The sequence below is a fragment of the Mesorhizobium sp. M1342 genome, assembly GCF_040317955.1.
GTDB lineage: Bacteria > Pseudomonadota > Alphaproteobacteria > Rhizobiales > Rhizobiaceae > Mesorhizobium.
The window spans coordinates 160,223-176,091 of sequence record NZ_JAMYLI010000013.1; the positions used below are offsets into that span (position 1 = coordinate 160,223).

At 64.0% G+C, this 15,869-nt stretch carries 13 protein-coding genes; 3 read left to right on the forward strand and 10 right to left on the reverse strand.

Annotated features, from left to right (window positions below; translation table 11 throughout):
• Window positions 1-13: 13 nt before the first annotated feature.
• Window positions 14-1,426: a glucuronate isomerase gene (uxaC, locus tag NKH06_RS15895; protein ID WP_352441008.1), complete on the reverse strand. Its 1,413-nt coding sequence runs from the start codon at window positions 1,424-1,426 to the stop codon at window positions 14-16.
• Between the two features lie 143 nt (window positions 1,427-1,569).
• On the opposite strand from uxaC, the gene NKH06_RS15900 reads away from it, so the two are divergent.
• Window positions 1,570-3,105: a mannitol dehydrogenase family protein gene (locus NKH06_RS15900; RefSeq protein WP_352893402.1), complete on the forward strand. Its 1,536-nt coding sequence runs from the start codon at window positions 1,570-1,572 to the stop codon at window positions 3,103-3,105.
• 118 nt (window positions 3,106-3,223) lie between these two features.
• Here NKH06_RS15900 and NKH06_RS15905 read toward each other — a convergent pair whose 3' ends face one another.
• The 8 genes from NKH06_RS15905 to NKH06_RS15940 form a co-directional block, all read right to left on the reverse strand.
• Entirely contained in the window at window positions 3,224-3,631 is a 408-nt protein-coding gene (locus NKH06_RS15905; RefSeq protein WP_013529039.1) for a F0F1 ATP synthase subunit epsilon, read from the reverse strand.
• Between the two features lie 113 nt (window positions 3,632-3,744).
• Window positions 3,745-5,352: a F0F1 ATP synthase subunit beta gene (atpD, locus tag NKH06_RS15910; protein WP_023811758.1), complete on the reverse strand. Its 1,608-nt coding sequence runs from the start codon at window positions 5,350-5,352 to the stop codon at window positions 3,745-3,747.
• 70 nt (window positions 5,353-5,422) lie between these two features.
• On the reverse strand, window positions 5,423-6,307 hold the full coding sequence (locus NKH06_RS15915; RefSeq protein ID WP_023811757.1) for a F0F1 ATP synthase subunit gamma: 885 nt from the start codon (window positions 6,305-6,307) through the stop codon (window positions 5,423-5,425).
• Window positions 6,308-6,338: 31 nt separating this feature from the next.
• Complete coding sequence (gene atpA / locus NKH06_RS15920; RefSeq protein ID WP_023811756.1) at window positions 6,339-7,868, reverse strand: F0F1 ATP synthase subunit alpha; 1,530 nt, start codon at window positions 7,866-7,868, stop codon at window positions 6,339-6,341.
• Complete coding sequence (locus tag NKH06_RS15925) at window positions 7,868-8,428, reverse strand: F0F1 ATP synthase subunit delta (protein ID WP_128304061.1); 561 nt, start codon at window positions 8,426-8,428, stop codon at window positions 7,868-7,870. The genes atpA and NKH06_RS15925 overlap by 1 nt, the downstream gene beginning before the upstream one ends.
• Window positions 8,429-8,674: 246 nt before the next feature.
• Window positions 8,675-9,070, reverse strand: a complete 396-nt coding sequence (locus NKH06_RS15930) for an AGROH133_08824 family phage infection protein (RefSeq protein ID WP_013529034.1) — start codon at window positions 9,068-9,070, stop codon at window positions 8,675-8,677.
• Between the two features lie 94 nt (window positions 9,071-9,164).
• Window positions 9,165-9,860 (reverse strand): aspartate/glutamate racemase family protein, encoded by a 696-nt coding sequence (locus NKH06_RS15935; protein WP_352441010.1) that lies wholly within the window; start codon window positions 9,858-9,860, stop codon window positions 9,165-9,167.
• A gap of 53 nt (window positions 9,861-9,913) precedes the next feature.
• A complete protein-coding gene (locus tag NKH06_RS15940) occupies window positions 9,914-12,097 on the reverse strand; it encodes a primosomal protein N' (RefSeq protein WP_352441011.1) in 2,184 nt (727 codons plus the stop codon).
• Between the two features lie 90 nt (window positions 12,098-12,187).
• Between NKH06_RS15940 and fsa the strand changes: the two genes are divergently transcribed.
• Window positions 12,188-12,844 carry a fructose-6-phosphate aldolase gene (gene fsa / locus NKH06_RS15945; RefSeq protein ID WP_127270489.1) on the forward strand — a complete coding sequence of 219 codons (657 nt, stop codon included), beginning with the start codon at window positions 12,188-12,190 and terminating at the stop codon, window positions 12,842-12,844.
• 87 nt (window positions 12,845-12,931) lie between these two features.
• On the opposite strand, the gene NKH06_RS15950 is transcribed toward fsa, so the two are convergent.
• The gene (locus tag NKH06_RS15950; protein WP_352441012.1) at window positions 12,932-15,616 is read right to left on the reverse strand and encodes a DNA translocase FtsK; all 2,685 of its coding nucleotides are present in this window, start codon (window positions 15,614-15,616) and stop codon (window positions 12,932-12,934) included.
• Between the two features lie 44 nt (window positions 15,617-15,660).
• Here NKH06_RS15950 and NKH06_RS15955 point away from each other — a divergent pair, with 44 nt between their 5' ends.
• The gene (locus NKH06_RS15955) at window positions 15,661-15,846 is read left to right on the forward strand and encodes a hypothetical protein (RefSeq protein ID WP_352893403.1); all 186 of its coding nucleotides are present in this window, start codon (window positions 15,661-15,663) and stop codon (window positions 15,844-15,846) included.
• The last annotated feature ends 23 nt before the right edge of the window (window positions 15,847-15,869 follow it).

Genomic DNA, 15,869 nt, shown 5'->3' on the forward strand with positions numbered 1-15,869 from the left:
GCGAGTTGCCCCTTCAGAGCCGATACGCCTTTTTCGCCAGCGTATAGGTCAGTTCCCGCGCCAGCTCATGCGCCTCGTCCTCGCGCAGCCTGTGCTCGGCGACGAGACGCGCCAGGAACGCGCAGTCGACTCGCCGCGCCACATCGTGACGCGCCGGGATCGAGGGAAAGGCACGGGTGTCGTCGTTGAAACCGACGGTGTTGTAGAAGCCGGCCGTCTCGGTGGTCATCTCGCGGAAGCGCCGCATGCCTTCCGGGCTGTCGTGGAACCACCAGGCCGGCCCGAGCTTCAGCGCCGGGTAGACACCGGCCAGCGGCGCCAGCTCGCGCGCATAGCTGGTCTCGTCGAGCGTGAAGAGGATGACGGTGAGGTCGCGCTCCAGCCCGACGCAGTCGAGCAGCGGCTTCAGCGCCGTCACATAGTCGGTCCGGGTCGGGATATCGAAGCCCTTGTCGCGGCCGAATTTTTGGAAGATTGCGGGCGAATGGTTGCGCCAGGAGCCGGGATGGATCTGCAGGACCAGCCCATCGTCGAGGCTCATCTTGGCCATCTCGGTCAGCATCTGGGCGCGGAACAGTTTTCGCTCGCGCTCATCGTCGGAACCACGGCGAACCCGATTGAACAGCTCTTGCGCCGCCGCATCCGAAAGATTGGCGGTCTCGGCCGTCGGATGGCCATGATCCGACGAAGTCGCGCCGAAGCTTTTGAAGAAGGCGCGCCGCTGGCGATGCGCATCGAGATAGCCGGCCCAATTGCCGGTGTCGCAGCCGGTGATCTCGCCGAGCCGATCGAGATTGGTTGAAAACCCTTCGAAATCGGGATCGACGACAGCATCCGGCCGATAAGCGGTGACCACACGGCCCTGCCAGTCGCTGTCGCGGATCATCTGGTGCCATTTGAGATCGTCGAGCGCGCCTTCCGTGGTCGCGATGACCTCGATGTTGAAACGCTCGAACAGCGCGCGCGGGCGAAAATTCTCCCACTGCAGCAGCGTCGCGATGGTGTCGTAGTGGCGGTCGGCGGTCGCGGCGGTCAGCGGTTCGTCGATGCCGAACAGATCGGCAAGTACGTGGTCGAACCACAGCCGGGTCGGTGTGCCCCGAAACAGATAATAGTGCTCGGCAAAGCGCCGCCAGATCGTCCGGCCGTCGGTTTCGACAGGCGCGCCGTCCAGCGTCGCGACGCCGAGATCCTCGAGGCGGACGCCCTGGCTGAACAGCATGCGGAAGATGTAGTGATCCGGGACGATGAGCAGTTGCGCCGGATCCGGGAATGGCTCGTTCAGCGCATACCAGCGCGGATCGGTGTGGCCATGCGGGCTGACAAGGGGCAGGTCCTTGATCCCGGCATAGAGATCACGGGCAATCGCGCGCGAATGCGCCTCGGCGGGAAACAGCAGATCCGCATGGGTCAGTGTCACGGTCATCCTCCCAAGGCCACTATCGGTAGGGGCGGCAAGAAATAATGTCAACATACAAAAATCTGATTGTTGTATGATGACTTTTCGACCCATTGTGTGGCAGGAAATCGAATGTTACGCCGCTTTGCCGATCCCTGCCGAGGCCACTCATGTCATCCGACCAGACCAGTCGCACCACGACGACCGAACGCCTTTCCACGAAGACGGTGCGCGCACTGCCGGCTTCGATCGCGACACCTGCGTATGATCGCAGCCGCATCGTCCAGGGCATCGTGCACCTTGGTGTCGGCGCCTTCCACCGCGCCCATCAGGCAGCCTATGTCGACGATTGCCTGGCGGCAGGCGAGGCGGATTGGGGCATAACAGGCGTTTCGCTGCGCAGCACCGACACGCGCGACGCTCTCACGCCGCAGGACGGGCTCTACACGCTGGCGATCAGAAGCAGTGGAACCGAAAAGCTTCAGGTCATCGGTTCGATCGGTGCGATGCTGGTGGCCCCGGAGGATCCGGGCGCGGTGCTGGCCGCGCTGACCGACCCGCACACCCGCATCGTCACGCTGACCATCACCGAAAAGGCCTATCTGAGAGCCGCGGGGGGCGGACTGGACGCCGCCCATCCCGACATCGTCCACGATCTGGCAAACCGGGAAATGCCGAAGACGGCGCACGGTTTTCTGACCGAAGCGCTTGCCCGGCGACGCGCCGCCGGCACGCCGCCCTTTACCGTGCTCTGTTGCGATAACCTGCCGGCCAACGGTGTCACGCTGCATCGGCTGCTGACCGAATTCGCCGCATTGCGCGATGCCAGGCTTGGCGTGAAGAGCGACGCCGGAATCGCCGACCACATCGCCCACCAGGTCGCCTTTCCTTCAAGCATGGTCGACCGCATCGTGCCGGCAACCACGGATGCCGATCGGGCACGGATCGCTGAAGAACTCGGCGTCGAGGACGCCTGGCCAGTGATGACCGAGCCGTTTTGTCAGTGGGTGGTCGAAGATAAGTTCCCGACTGGCCGGCCCGCGTGGGAACAATTCGGCGTCACCATGGTTCGCGATGTCGGCCCGTTCGAGGACATGAAGCTCAGGCTGCTCAACGGCTCGCATTCGGCCATCGCCTATCTTGGCCTGCTCAGCGGTCATGCCACCGTCGACCGCGCCTTCGCCGACCCGGCGATCCGGCAATTCGTCGATGCATTGTGGGCCGAAGCCATCCCGACCCTGCCCGAGGATGCCGGATTGGACACGAGCGCCTATACTGCGGAGCTCGCGGAGCGTTTTTCCAACACTGCACTTGCCCATCGCACGGCGCAGATCGCCAATGACGGCAGCCAGAAACTACCGCAGCGCATCATCGCTTCCGCCATCGAATGCCTCGAAGCCGGTACCGAGCTGGTCCATCTCACGTTGGTGGTGGCTGCCTGGATCGCTGCTTGCGCCGCGCGAGGAAAAACCTTGCCGGCGGGACATTTCACCGATCCGCTCGACGCGGCGCTGACGGCACTTTTGAGCGAGCAGCTGCCGGCCAACGAAACCGTGACCGCGGTGTTCGACCTGGCCGGCTTCGCCAGGGACCATGCCGAGCGGCAGACGTTGATCGAACTCGTGGCTGTCCATCTCGTCCACCTGCGGCGCGATGGTCCGGTTCTGGCCTTCGCCGCGCTCGGCATACAGAGCGAGCAGGCCTGAGCTACGGCCTCGCGGTTATGATGTCGGCGGGACAGCGCCCCTAGGCGCGAAGGATCGCGACAGAACGCCCGTCCTGCGCGCTACCAATGGCATGAATTCCAGAGTCTGCGCTCAGGCCTTACGCCGGCAGGATGGCGCCTTCCAGCGTGGTGAGCTGGCTAAGGAACTGTTCCGCCTTGCTGCGAGCCTCGTCGTCCTTGGCATCAGTGGCGTCTTCCTTGGCTTCCTGGATGCGGCGCGCGAGATCGGCGCGGTCGACATCCTTCACCGCGACAGCCGATTCCGCCAGCAGCGTGCAGCCGGCCGGAACGATGTCGGCGAAGCCGCCGAACACCACATAGCGCTCTTCGCCGCCCGCCGCGGTCTTCACCGTGACGACGCCCGGCTTGATCGTGGTCATGACCGGAGCGTGATGCGCCATGACGGTCATCTCGCCTTCGGCGCCGGGAATGACGACGGATTCGACCTGCTCGGAAACGAGCAGACGCTCCGGCGAGACCAGTTCGAACTTGAAAGCTTCAGCCATGATCAATTTAGTGAGTAGGGAATAGGAACTAGGCAGTAGTAAGTGGCCCTAACCGGTCCACATTACGCAGCTGCTATTCCCCACTCACTACTGACTACTCCCTATTCCCTAAATTAAGCCGCTTCAGCCGCGAGGCGCTGTGCCTTCTCGACCGCTTCCTCGATGCCGCCGACCATGTAGAAGGCAGCTTCCGGAAGGTGATCGTAGTCGCCGTTGCAGAGGCCCTTGAAGCCCTTGATGGTGTCGGCGAGGTCGACCAGCTTGCCCGGCGCGCCGGTGAACACTTCGGCGACGAAGAACGGCTGCGACAGGAAGCGCTCGATCTTGCGGGCGCGGGCCACGGTTTGCTTGTCCTCTTCCGACAGCTCGTCCATGCCCAGGATGGCGATGATGTCCTGCAGCGACTTGTAGCGCTGGAGGATCGACTGCACCTGGCGCGCGACGCCATAATGCTCGTCGCCGACGACCAGCGGGTCGAGCATGCGCGAGGTCGAATCCAGCGGATCGACGGCCGGATAGATGCCCTTTTCGGCGATGGCGCGGTTGAGCGTCGTCGTCGCGTCAAGGTGGGCGAACGAGGTCGCCGGCGCCGGATCGGTCAAGTCGTCGGCGGGCACGTAGATGGCCTGCACGGACGTGATCGAGCCCTTGGTGGTGGTGGTGATGCGTTCCTGCAGCGCGCCCATGTCGGTGGCGAGCGTCGGCTGATAGCCCACGGCCGAAGGAATACGGCCAAGCAGAGCCGACACTTCCGAGCCAGCCTGGGTGAAGCGGAAGATGTTGTCGACGAAGAACAGCACGTCCTGGCCCTGGTCGCGGAAATATTCCGCAACCGTCAGGCCGGTCAGGCCGACGCGGGCGCGCGCGCCCGGCGGCTCGTTCATCTGGCCGTAGACGAGTGCCGCCTTGGAGCCTTCGCCGCCGCCCTTCTTGTTGACGCCGGATTCGATGAACTCGTGATAGAGATCGTTGCCTTCGCGGGTGCGCTCGCCGACGCCAGCGAACACCGAGTAACCGCCATGCGCCTTGGCGATGTTGTTGATCAGTTCCTGGATCAGCACGGTCTTGCCGACGCCGGCGCCGCCGAACAGGCCGATCTTGCCGCCCTTGGCGTAGGGCGCCAGCAGGTCGAGCACCTTAATGCCGGTGATCAGGATCTGCGCTTCCGTCGACTGCTCGACATAGGTCGGAGCCGGCTGGTGGATGGAGCGCATTTCGGTCGCGTCGACCGGGCCTTCTTCGTCGACCGGCTCGCCGATGACGTTGATGATGCGGCCGAGCATGCCCGGGCCGACCGGCACGGTGATCGGCGCGCCGGTGTCACGCACTTCCTGGCCGCGAACCAGACCTTCGGTCGAGTCCATGGCGATGCAGCGCACGGTGTTTTCACCCAGGTGCTGGGCGACTTCGAGCACCAGTCGGTTACCGACATTGGTCGTCTCGAGCGCGTTCAGGATCGCCGGCAGGTGATCGCCGAACTGCACGTCGACAACGGCGCCGATGACCTGGCGGACCTTGCCGGCAACGCCGGTTGCCTTGCTGGCCACTGCCGATGTCTTGGCAGCGGCCGCCTTCGCCGGCGCTGCTGCCTTGGCCGGGGCAGCCTTCGCGGCTGCTGCTGGAGCCTTTGCCGCCTTCACGGGGGCTGCGGTTTTCGCGGCTGCGGCCTTGGGGGCTGCCGTCTTGGATGTCGCCTTCTGGGGGGTCGCTGCTTTCGCCATCGTCTTTACCCTTTTTCGTCCTTTGTTTCTCACGCGGTCCGATCGCGGGTCGATGACCCGCGAACCGCGCCTAGAGCGCCTCGGCGCCCGAAATGATTTCGATCAGTTCCTTGGTGATCTGCGCCTGCCGCTGGCGGTTATAGGTGATCGACAGCTTGTTGATCATGTCGCCGGCGTTGCGCGTCGCATTGTCCATGGCGCTCATCTTGGCGCCCATTTCGCCGGCCACATTTTCGAGCAGCGCCCGGAAAACCTGCACGGAGATGTTGCGCGGAATGAGGTCGGAGAGGATTTCGCCCGGCTCCGGTTCATATTCGTAGACGGCGTTGCCGCCATCCGTCGCCTCGGCAGGAGCCGAAGCAACGCCGGCCGGAATGATCTGCTGCGCGGTCGGGATCTGGCTGATCACCGACTTGAACTGCGAATAGAACAGCGTGCAGATGTCGAAGCCGCCCTCATTGAAGAGGTGGATGACCTTCTTGGCGATCGCATCGGCATTGACGAAGCCGAGTGTCTTGACCTCGCGCAGATCGACGCGGTCGATGATCATCGACGCATAGTCGCGGCGCAGGATGTCGAAACCCTTCTTGCCGACGCAGATGATCTTGACCTGCTTGCCGTCCGCCAAAAGCTTGCGGATATGGTCGCGGGCAAGGCGGGCGATCTGCGAATTGAAGCCGCCGCACAGGCCGCGCTCGGCGGTGCAGACGACGAGCAGATGCACGTCATCCTTGCCGGTGCCGGTCATCAGCGCCGGGGCATCGCCGCCGCCGCCGATGGCCTGGGTGATGTTGGCCAGCACGGAACCCATGCGCTCCGAATAGGGGCGCGCCGCTTCCGCAGCCTCTTGCGCACGGCGCAGCTTCGCCGCGGCGACCATCTGCATCGCCTTGGTGATCTTCTGCGTCGCCTTGACCGAGGCGATACGGTTACGAAGGTCTTTTAATGAAGGCATGCTTCAAACCTGATCCCGTCTTGCAATTCGCTCAGGCGAAGGTCTTGGCGAAAGCGTCGATCTCGGCCTTCAGCTTGGCGCGCAGATCGTCCGACAGCGCCTTTTCCTTGCGGATGGCATCGAGGACGTCCTTGCCGGCCGAACGCATGTGGCTGAGCAGGCCATGCTCGAACTTGCCGACCTGGTTGACCGGCAGCTTGTCGAGATAGCCGTTGACGCCGGCGAAGATCACCGCGACCTGCTCTTCCGTCTTCAGCGGCGAGAACTGCGGCTGCTTCAGGAGTTCGGTCAGGCGCGATCCGCGGTTGAGCAGGCGCTGCGTGGCGGCGTCGAGATCGGAGCCGAACTGCGCGAAGGCCGCCATTTCGCGGTACTGCGCGAGCTCGCCCTTGATCGAGCCGGCAACCTGCTTCATCGCCTTGATCTGCGCGGCCGAGCCGACGCGGCTGACCGACAGGCCGACGTTCACCGCAGGACGGATGCCCTGGAAGAACAGGTTGGTTTCGAGGAATATCTGGCCGTCGGTGATCGAGATCACGTTGGTCGGGATGTAGGCCGACACGTCGTTGGCCTGCGTCTCGATGATCGGCAGCGCGGTCAGCGAACCACCGCCCAGATCGTCGTTGAGCTTGGCGGCGCGCTCGAGCAGGCGCGAGTGCAGGTAGAAGACGTCGCCCGGATAGGCTTCGCGGCCCGGCGGGCGGCGCAGCAGCAGCGACATCTGGCGATAGGCGACGGCCTGCTTCGACAGATCGTCATAGCTGATCAGCGCGTGCATGCCATTGTCGCGGAAATATTCGCCCATGGTGGCGCCAGCGAACGGCGCCAGGAACTGCATCGGTGCCGGATCGGAAGCGGTGGCGGCGACGATGATCGAGTATTCGAGCGCGCCGCGCTCTTCCAGCACCTTGACGAACTGCGCGACGGTCGAGCGCTTCTGGCCGACGGCGACATAGACGCAGTAGAGCTTTTCCTTCTCGGGGCCGTTGTCGTGCACCGACTTCTGGTTGAGCATCGTGTCGAGGATGATGGCGGTCTTGCCGGTCTGGCGATCGCCGATGACCAGCTCGCGCTGGCCGCGACCGACCGGGATCAACGCATCGATGGCCTTGAGGCCGGTCGACATCGGCTCGTTCACCGACTTGCGCGGGATGATGCCGGGCGCCTTGACGTCGACGCGCTTGCGCTCGACTGCCTTGATCGGACCCTTGCCGTCGATCGGATTGCCGAGCGCATCGACAACGCGGCCGAGCAGGCCGGGGCCGACGGGGACGTCGACGATCGCGCCGGTGCGCTTGACGATATCGCCTTCCTTGATGTCGCGGTCGGCGCCGAAGATGACGACGCCGACATTGTCGGCTTCGAGGTTGAGCGCCATGCCGCGGATGCCGCCGGGGAATTCGACCATCTCGCCGGCCTGGACATTGTCGAGGCCGTAGACACGGGCGATACCGTCACCGACGGACAGCACCTGTCCGACTTCGGAGACCTCGGCCTCCTTGCCGAAATTCTTGATCTGGTCTTTCAGAATTGCGGAAATTTCCGCGGCGCGGATGTCCATCAGCCGACCTCTTTCAGTGCAAGCTTGAGCGAATTGAGTTTGGTTTTGAGCGACGTATCGATCTGGCGCGAGCCCATCTTGACCACCAGCCCGCCGAGCAGCGACGGATCGACGGTGACGGAGATGGCCACGTCCTTGCCGGCAACGCTCTTCAGCGCCGCCTTGAGTTCGGTCTGCTGGGCAGCCGTCAGCTCGTGCGCCGACGTCACTTCAGCAGCGGTCTCGCCACGATGTTCGGCTGATATCTGGCGGAACGCCCTGATCATGCCGGGAATGGCGAACAGCCGGCGGTTGCGGGCGACGACGCGCAGGAAATTGCCAGTGAGGCCGGCAATCCCCGCCTTGTCGGCAATCGCCGCAATGGCCTTCGCCTGGTCCTCGCTGGAGAACACCGGGCTATTGATCAGCCGGGTGAGATCAGCGCTGCCCGCGAGCATGGCTTCGAAACTGCTGAGGTCGGCTTCGACCTTGGCCACGGAATTTGCCTGCAGGGCGAGTTCGAACAGCGAACCCGCATAGCGTTCTGCGACACCTGAGATTGGCGATGACGATTGAGCCACGGACCGTCTTTTCTCTTGTCTGACAGGCCGTAGATTGTTGGCGCGAGCAAAAACTCTGGCTAAATCTTTGACCTTACTGCATTTTTTCGAGCACGGAGGCGCGGCTTCCGCTATCCCCGGCCGAAAGTCGATTGCCGTCTAGCACAGGCATTTTAAGACCGCAATGCGTCGTTCCGCATGGTTTTCAGGCACTATTGTCGCATCCGGGGAAAGTCACCCGTCTTCCATCGCGGAATACCCAACGATTCAAGGCAGAAAGCCGAAGGCAAAGGCGAGCGGCAACGCCGCCAGGACCAATTCCAGCACAATGGAAACCCAATTGAAAGGCGTGTTGGCGCCATCAGACATCATCGACAGCAGCCGGCCGAAGGCGGTGAACAACCAGGAAAAGCCGAGCGCCATGTAGATCAGCGGCTGCGCCAGCAGGATACAGCACAGGCCGACACCGAGATAAAAGCCCGACATCCTGCCGCGCCCCTCGGCGATCGCGGCAGCCTTCTCTGGCTTGACCTGCAAGCGCAGGGCACGGAAGGCGAGACCAGGTGCCAGAAAAAACAAAAGACCGAGCAGCACGGTGAAGACGGCGCTCGACCAGGCCAGCCATTCGCCCTGGCTCGTCGGCCATGGAAGCGCAAAATCCATCTCGTCCCCTCGAAATGCCTGTTTTGAAATTCCGGGCATTCTAGCGAAGGAAAGAAAGGACGCCAGATGGAGTCCGGCAATTTGCGGAAGCCTGTCAGCCCAGCGTGAATTCGACCGCCGCCTCGGCATGGATGCGCGTTGTGTCGAAGACCGGAACGTCGAAGTCCTGCTGGCCGATGAGCATGGTGATCTCGGTGCAGCCCATGATGACGCTGTCGGCCGCCTCTTCGCGGCGCAGGCGCTCGGTCTCGGCTATGTAAGCCGCCTTTGAAGTCTCCTTGACGATGCCTTGGCACAGTTCCTCATAGATGACACGATGGACCATGTCGCGCCCGGCCGCATCCGGCACCACAGGGCTCAATCCAAATCTGTCGGCGAGCCGGCCCTTGTAGAAGTCCTGCTCCATGGTGAAGCGCGTCGCCAGCAGCGCCGGCCGCTGCATGCCGGCGCGCTTGACCGCCACCGCCGTGGCGTCGGCGATGTGGATCAGCGGGATCGACACCGACGCCTGCACCTGGCCGGCAAGTTTGTGCATGGTGTTGGTGCACAACAACAGGCCATCCGCGCCGCCGGCCTCGAGCTTGCGCGCCGCTTCGACGAGAAGCACGCCGGCGCCGTCCCAGTCGCCATGATGCTGCCGCTCGGCGATCTCGGCGAAGTCGAACGACCACAGAAGCAGTTTCGCTGAATGCAGCCCACCCAGCCGCTCGCGCACGATCTCGTTGAGCAGGCGATAGTAGATGGCGGTGGATTCCCAGCTCATGCCGCCCAGAAGGCCGAGGGTTTTCATATGAGTTTCCACATCTCGCTGGCTTACGGCAACCTATCGCTGAAAGCGCGACCTTACAAAAAGCTCTGCGGGTCGATGTCGACCTGCACCCGAACCGAACCGCGTTGCTTCGGTCCGCTAGCCAGCATGGCCCTGATAAAACCTTGTATGTCGGCGCGCCGTTCGCCCTGGATCAGCAGGCGGAAGCGGTGGCGGCCGCCGAGCAGGGACAGCGGCGCCTCCGCCGGTCCCAGCACGAACAAATCTGTCGCCTCGGGCGCGGCGCGGCGCAGGCCGCGTGCATGGCCCTCGGCTTCCGCCCGTGTCACCGCACTGACGATGACGCCGGCGAGCCGGCCGAAGGGCGGCAGTGCGGCTCGTTCGCGCTCGGCGATCTCGCGCTCGTAAAACGCCTCGGCGTCACCGGAGACGATCGCCCGCATCACCGGGTGGTCGGGCTGAAAAGTCTGCAGCAGGCCGAGGCTCTTCTTGCCGGTGCGGCCGGCGCGGCCGGTGACCTGGCTGAGCAACTGGAATGTGCGCTCGGCGGCGCGCGGATCGCCGTTGGCAAGACCGAGATCGGCGTCGACGACGCCGACCAGTGTCATGTTGGGAAAGTTGTGGCCCTTGGCGACGAGCTGCGTGCCGATGACGATGTCGGCCCCGCCATCGGCGATCGCCTCCAGCTCCAGCCGCAGCCGCCGCACGCCGCCCATCAGGTCCGACGACAAAACGATGGTGCGCGCGTCGGGAAAATGCGTAACGACCTCTTCGGCGATCCGCTCGACACCTGGCCCGCAGGCGACCAGATGATCGAGCGTGCCGCATTCCGGGCAGGCTTCGGGGCGGCGCTCATTGTGCCCGCAATGATGGCAGACCAACTGGCCGCGAAAACGATGCTCGACCAGCCAGGCCGAGCAGACCGGGCAGCCGAAGCGGTGGCCACAAACCCGGCACAGCGTCAGCGGCGCATAGCCGCGCCGGTTGAGGAACAGCAGCGACTGCTCCTGCCTCTCCAGCGTCTGGCGCATCTGGTCGAGCAGCACCGGCGACAGGAAACCGCCACGCGCCGGCGGCGCGCGCCGCATGTCGACCGCCTTCAGATGCGGAAGCGCCGCCTCGGCGAAACGAGCGGAAAGCACCGCTCTGTTGTATTTACCTTGGCTGGCATTGACCCGGCTTTCGACCGACGGCGTCGCCGACGCCAGCACCACGGGGAAGCTGCCGATATGGCCGCGCACCACCGCCATATCGCGCGCATTGTAGAAGACGCGGTCCTCCTGCTTGTAGGCAGGGTCGTGCTCCTCGTCGACGACGATCAGGCCGAGCTCCTTGAACGGCAGGAACAGCGCCGAACGCGCACCGGCGACGACCCGCACGCCGCCTTCCGCCACTTGCCGCCAAACCCGCTCGCGTATCCGCGGCGGCAGGTCGGAATGCCATTCACCCGGCTTGGCGCCGAAGCGCTGCTGGAAGCGCTCGAGAAAGGCATGCGTCAGCGCGATTTCCGGCAGCAGGATCAGCACCTGCCTGCCCTGGTCGAGCGCAGCCGCCACCGCTTCGAAATAAACCTCCGTCTTACCTGATCCGGTGACGCCGTCGAGCAGCGCGACGTTGAACACGCCGGCTGCGACATTGGCGCGCAGCATCTGCGCCGCGGCGCTCTGGTCCGGCATCAGTTCCGGTGTGGCGTAGCCGGGATCGGGCGCGGCCACCACCGGGCGCGGCGGGATCATCACGGTCTCGAACACGCCTTGCGCCCTCAGGCCGTCGATCACCGTCGACGACACGCCGGCGGCGTGAGCGAGGCCGGAGCGCGTCCAGGCAAGGCCGCCTTCAGCCGTCTCCAGCACGCGCTGCCTGGCGCTCGTCATCCGGTCGGGTGCGAGAAGCGTGCGCTGCAATCCCTCGATCCACGGTTCGGGGTCGAAAGCCTCCGGCGCCCTGAGCAGCATGCGCGCCACCATGCCCGGCGGCGACAGCGTGTACTGCGCCACCCAGTCGACGAAACGGCGCATGGCGCGGTCGATCGGCGGGCAGTCGAAGACCTGTTCGATGGGGCGCAGCTTTTTCGCGTCGACCTTCTCGACCGCGCCATCCCAGACGATGCCGGCGACCTGGCGCGGCCCAAGCGGCACGCGCACGATCGAGCCCGGCACCACGCGCATGCCGGCCGGCACTGCATAGGTGTAGGGGCGTTCGGCGGGCATCGGCACCAGCACCGGTGCGGCTGCGACAAAGGGCGAATCTTCGATCATGAGGCGTGACCTTGCCCTGACTTTGGTCTAGATCAAAGGCCGACCCCGAATGTGCATGACATGCACATGAAAATCTTCAGGAGACCCGCCATGAAATTTTTTGTCGACACCGCCGACGTCAAGGATATCCGTGAGCTGAACGATCTGGGGCTGCTCGACGGCGTCACCACCAATCCGTCGCTGATCCTCAAATCCGGCGGCAAGATCGCCGACGTCACCAAAGAGATTTGCGACATCGTCAAGGGTCCGGTCTCGGCTGAAGTCACCGCCACCGAATATTCCGAGATGATGCAGCAGGCCAAGGTTCTGGCCAAGATCGCCGACAATGTCTGCATCAAGGTGCCGCTGACGCTGGACGGGCTCAAGGCCTGCAAGACGATCCGCACCGAGATGAACCGCCTGGTCAACGTCACGCTGTGCTTTTCGGCCAACCAGGCGCTGCTGGCGGCCAAGGCCGGTGCCTCGTTCATCTCGCCCTTCGTCGGCCGCGTCGACGACATCGGCATCGACGGCATGGAGCTGATCCAGGAGATCAGGCAGATCTACGACAATTACGATTTCCAGACCGAGATCCTCGTCGCTTCGGTGCGCACCGTGAACCACGTCAAGCAGGCGGCCCTCATCGGCGCCGATGTCGTGACCGCGCCGCCGGCGACCCTGAAGGCACTGGTCAAGCACCCGCTGACCGACAAGGGCCTGGAACAGTTCCTTGCCGACTGGGCAAAAACCGGCCAGAAGATCGGCTGAGAATGGCGATCGGCTGAAGCCAATTCGCTTGTGATGAAAAGGCCGGGCAACCGGCCTTTTTCATGTGCGCTTCAAGCGGACTGCCGATCAGTCCGCGCCATCGTCCTCGGGTGCGCTTGCCGGCTGGCGCCGGCCCATGATGATTTCGCGTTTGCCGACATGGTTGGGTGTGCCGACCAAACCTTCCTTTTCCATACGCTCGACCAGGGACGCGGCGCGGTTGTAGCCGATGCCGAGGCGGCGCTGGATGTAGGACGTCGAGCACTTCTTGTCGCGCACCACCACCTTGACCGCCTCGTCGTAGATCGCGTCGCTGTCTTCGGCTGCAACGGATCCCTTGTCGAAGACCGCGCCCTGGTCTTCTTCGATTTCTTCCTCGTCCTCATCGGCCGTCACGGTTTCCAGATATTCGGGGCGCCCTTGCGCCTTGAGATGCGCGACGACATGCTCGACCTCCGCGTCGGAAACAAACGGCCCGTGCACGCGGGAAATGCGCCCGCCGCCCATCATGTGCAGCATGTCGCCCTGGCCAAGCAATTGTTCGGCGCCTTGCTCGCCCAGGATTGTGCGGCTGTCGATCTTCGATGTCACCTGGAAGGAAATCCGGGTCGGGAAGTTGGCCTTGATCGTGCCCGTGATGACATCGACCGAGGGGCGCTGCGTTGCCATGATCAGGTGAATGCCGGCAGCGCGTGCCATCTGCGCCAGACGCTGGATCGCGCCTTCGATCTCCTTGCCGGCGACCATCATCAGGTCGGCCATCTCGTCGACGATGACGACGATGTAGGGCATCGGCGCAAGGTCGATTTCCTGCTGTTCGAAAAGCGGTTCGCCGGTGCCCTTTTCGAAGCCGGTCTGCACGGTCATGACAACCGTCTCGCCCTTGTCGCGGGCAGCGGCGGCACGCTCGTTGTAGCCGTCGATGTTGCGCACACCGAGCCGCGCCATCTTGCGATACCGGTCCTCCATTTCGCGCACCGCCCATTTGAGCGCCGTCACGGCTTTCTTGGGGTCCGTGACGACGGGCGTCAGAAGATGCGGGATGCCGTCATAGACAGAGAGTTCGAGCATCTTGGGATCGACCATGATCAGCCGGCATTCTTCCGGCTTCAACCGATAGAGCAACGACAGGATCATGGTGTTGATGGCGACCGACTTGCCGGAGCCGGTGGTTCCGGCCACCAGCAAATGCGGCATCTTCGCCAGCTCGGCGATGACCGGCTCGCCGCCGATCGTCTTGCCGAGACAAAGCGCCAGCTTGCAGCTGGTCTTGCGAAAGCCTTCCGATTCGATCAGCTCCCGGAAATAGACGGTTTCGCGCATCTCGTTCGGGAGCTCGATGCCGATGACGTTGCGGCCAGGCACGACGGCGACCCGCGCCGAAATCGCCGACATGGAGCGGGCGATATCGTCGGCAAGCCCGATGACGCGAGAAGATTTGACGCCCGGCGCCGGCTCGAACTCATAGAGCGTGACGACCGGGCCTGGGCGAACATGAATGATCTCGCCACGCACGCCGAAGTCCTCGAGCACGCTTTCCAGCAGATCGGCGTTCTGCTCGAGCCGCTCCTGCGACATGTAGAAGCCTTGTCCCTCCGGTGGCTGCTGCAACAGCTCTTCCGAGGGAAGCTCATAGGGATCGCCCGGGGTTGACAGCAAGACCTTTCCAGCCCCAGGCAAGCGCGCGGAGCGGGCGCCAACGGCCCCGGCAGGGACGTTCACACTTGGCGCGGCCGACACGGAAACGGCATCGCTTTTGGCGGCTGGGATTGCGACAGCCTGGACCGGCGACGGCGCATTGCTCGCCGGCACGCCAGGTTGGGCGACGGTCCGGTTCGAATTGGCCGGCCAAACATCCGGCAACGGCTTCAAGACCTGGCCCGGAAGGCAGTCGATGACACGAAACAATGCGGTGGCATCGGTCCCTGTCGTCGGGCGAATGTCGATCGGCATAGTGGTCACTGGCGCCACGGCGACCGGTGCAGGCGACGCTGGACCGGTCTGCCGGGCCGGCGACGAAACGTCGACCAGATAGGGTGCCATGGCCTCGAAGAAGGCATGATCCGAAAGATATGGCCAGCGCAGCCTTTCGGAAGTGGTCGTTTTGGCGCCCGGAGCAACGGACGCACGCGCGGATGCCCGTGCCGTAGCGACCGACCTCGGCGGCACCGGCGCAACGGCTGGCACCTTCTCCCTGGCGCGCCCCGGGGCAACAAAAGCAGCAGCCGGCGGTGATGACCCTTGCGAGGCGTGGCCGGCCAGCGGCTGGGAAGCAGGGCTTTTCACCGAAGCCGGCAATGCCAGTAGCGAAGGCGCGGAGGACGCCCCGTTGATCATGGATTGAGCAACGGCTTGCTCTGCTGGGCGCGTCGCGGCGTGTTCGACAACACGCTCGTGCGGCGGACGATGCTTCCTGGCCTCATAGTCCGGCGTGCGTGTAAAACGCACGTTGGGTGCAAGGAAGAAATATTCCTGCCAGGCAGGGCTCTCGATATCGCCGATTTTCGAAGGCGTATCGTCCGAGCCACCCCGCGGCTCCATATAGGGCCGCTTGTTGCCGCCGAGATCGACCACCGGTGCGGAATAGCCGGCCCGGCGTGTGGTGGGCTGCCGGCCGTCCGGCTCCTTGCGAGCCGGACGATCAAGGTCGCCTGCCGCGGAAGAACTTCGCTGACCACCCCTGTCGCCGATGCTCTCCAAGCGCTTCCCCTCGGGGCCATCAGGCAATGCAGCCGTCGATAAATTGACCCGGGAAAAACGCTTGGCTTCCATTCTCAAGACTCACTTTGAAATGTCTGCCGAGCAATAGGGAGCGAGTGGTTAACAGTTGCTTCCCGGATGGATCGCCGACCATCCTGGGCACCAAAATCTTCGTGGTGGTCTGCGAGCGACACGGCACGATCGTCGTCTCGCCGCATCCACGCTGGTGGCGCGATCTACTCGCCGTGCCGCAGCAGCTCGATGGGTCTTCGGACAATCTCTGTTCGAGAATCTGGTCATGATCCCGCGATCACCCCATCGTGCC

Excerpts from the sequence above, each read along its gene's own strand:
- uxaC (WP_352441008.1), bottom strand. The coding sequence starts at position 1,426 with ATGACCGTGACACTGACCCATGCGGATCTGCTGTTTCCCGCCGAGGCG.
- NKH06_RS15900 (WP_352893402.1), top strand. The coding sequence starts at position 1,570 with ATGTCATCCGACCAGACCAGTCGCACCACGACGACCGAACGCCTTTCC.
- NKH06_RS15905 (WP_013529039.1), bottom strand. The coding sequence starts at position 3,631 with ATGGCTGAAGCTTTCAAGTTCGAACTGGTCTCGCCGGAGCGTCTGCTC.
- atpD (WP_023811758.1), bottom strand. The coding sequence starts at position 5,352 with ATGGCGAAAGCAGCGACCCCCCAGAAGGCGACATCCAAGACGGCAGCC.
- NKH06_RS15915 (WP_023811757.1), bottom strand. The coding sequence starts at position 6,307 with ATGCCTTCATTAAAAGACCTTCGTAACCGTATCGCCTCGGTCAAGGCG.
- atpA (WP_023811756.1), bottom strand. The coding sequence starts at position 7,868 with ATGGACATCCGCGCCGCGGAAATTTCCGCAATTCTGAAAGACCAGATC.
- NKH06_RS15930 (WP_013529034.1), bottom strand. The coding sequence starts at position 9,070 with ATGGATTTTGCGCTTCCATGGCCGACGAGCCAGGGCGAATGGCTGGCC.
- NKH06_RS15935 (WP_352441010.1), bottom strand. The coding sequence starts at position 9,860 with ATGAAAACCCTCGGCCTTCTGGGCGGCATGAGCTGGGAATCCACCGCC.
- NKH06_RS15940 (WP_352441011.1), bottom strand. The coding sequence starts at position 12,097 with ATGATCGAAGATTCGCCCTTTGTCGCAGCCGCACCGGTGCTGGTGCCG.
- fsa (WP_127270489.1), top strand. The coding sequence starts at position 12,188 with ATGAAATTTTTTGTCGACACCGCCGACGTCAAGGATATCCGTGAGCTG.
- NKH06_RS15950 (WP_352441012.1), bottom strand. The coding sequence starts at position 15,616 with ATGGAAGCCAAGCGTTTTTCCCGGGTCAATTTATCGACGGCTGCATTG.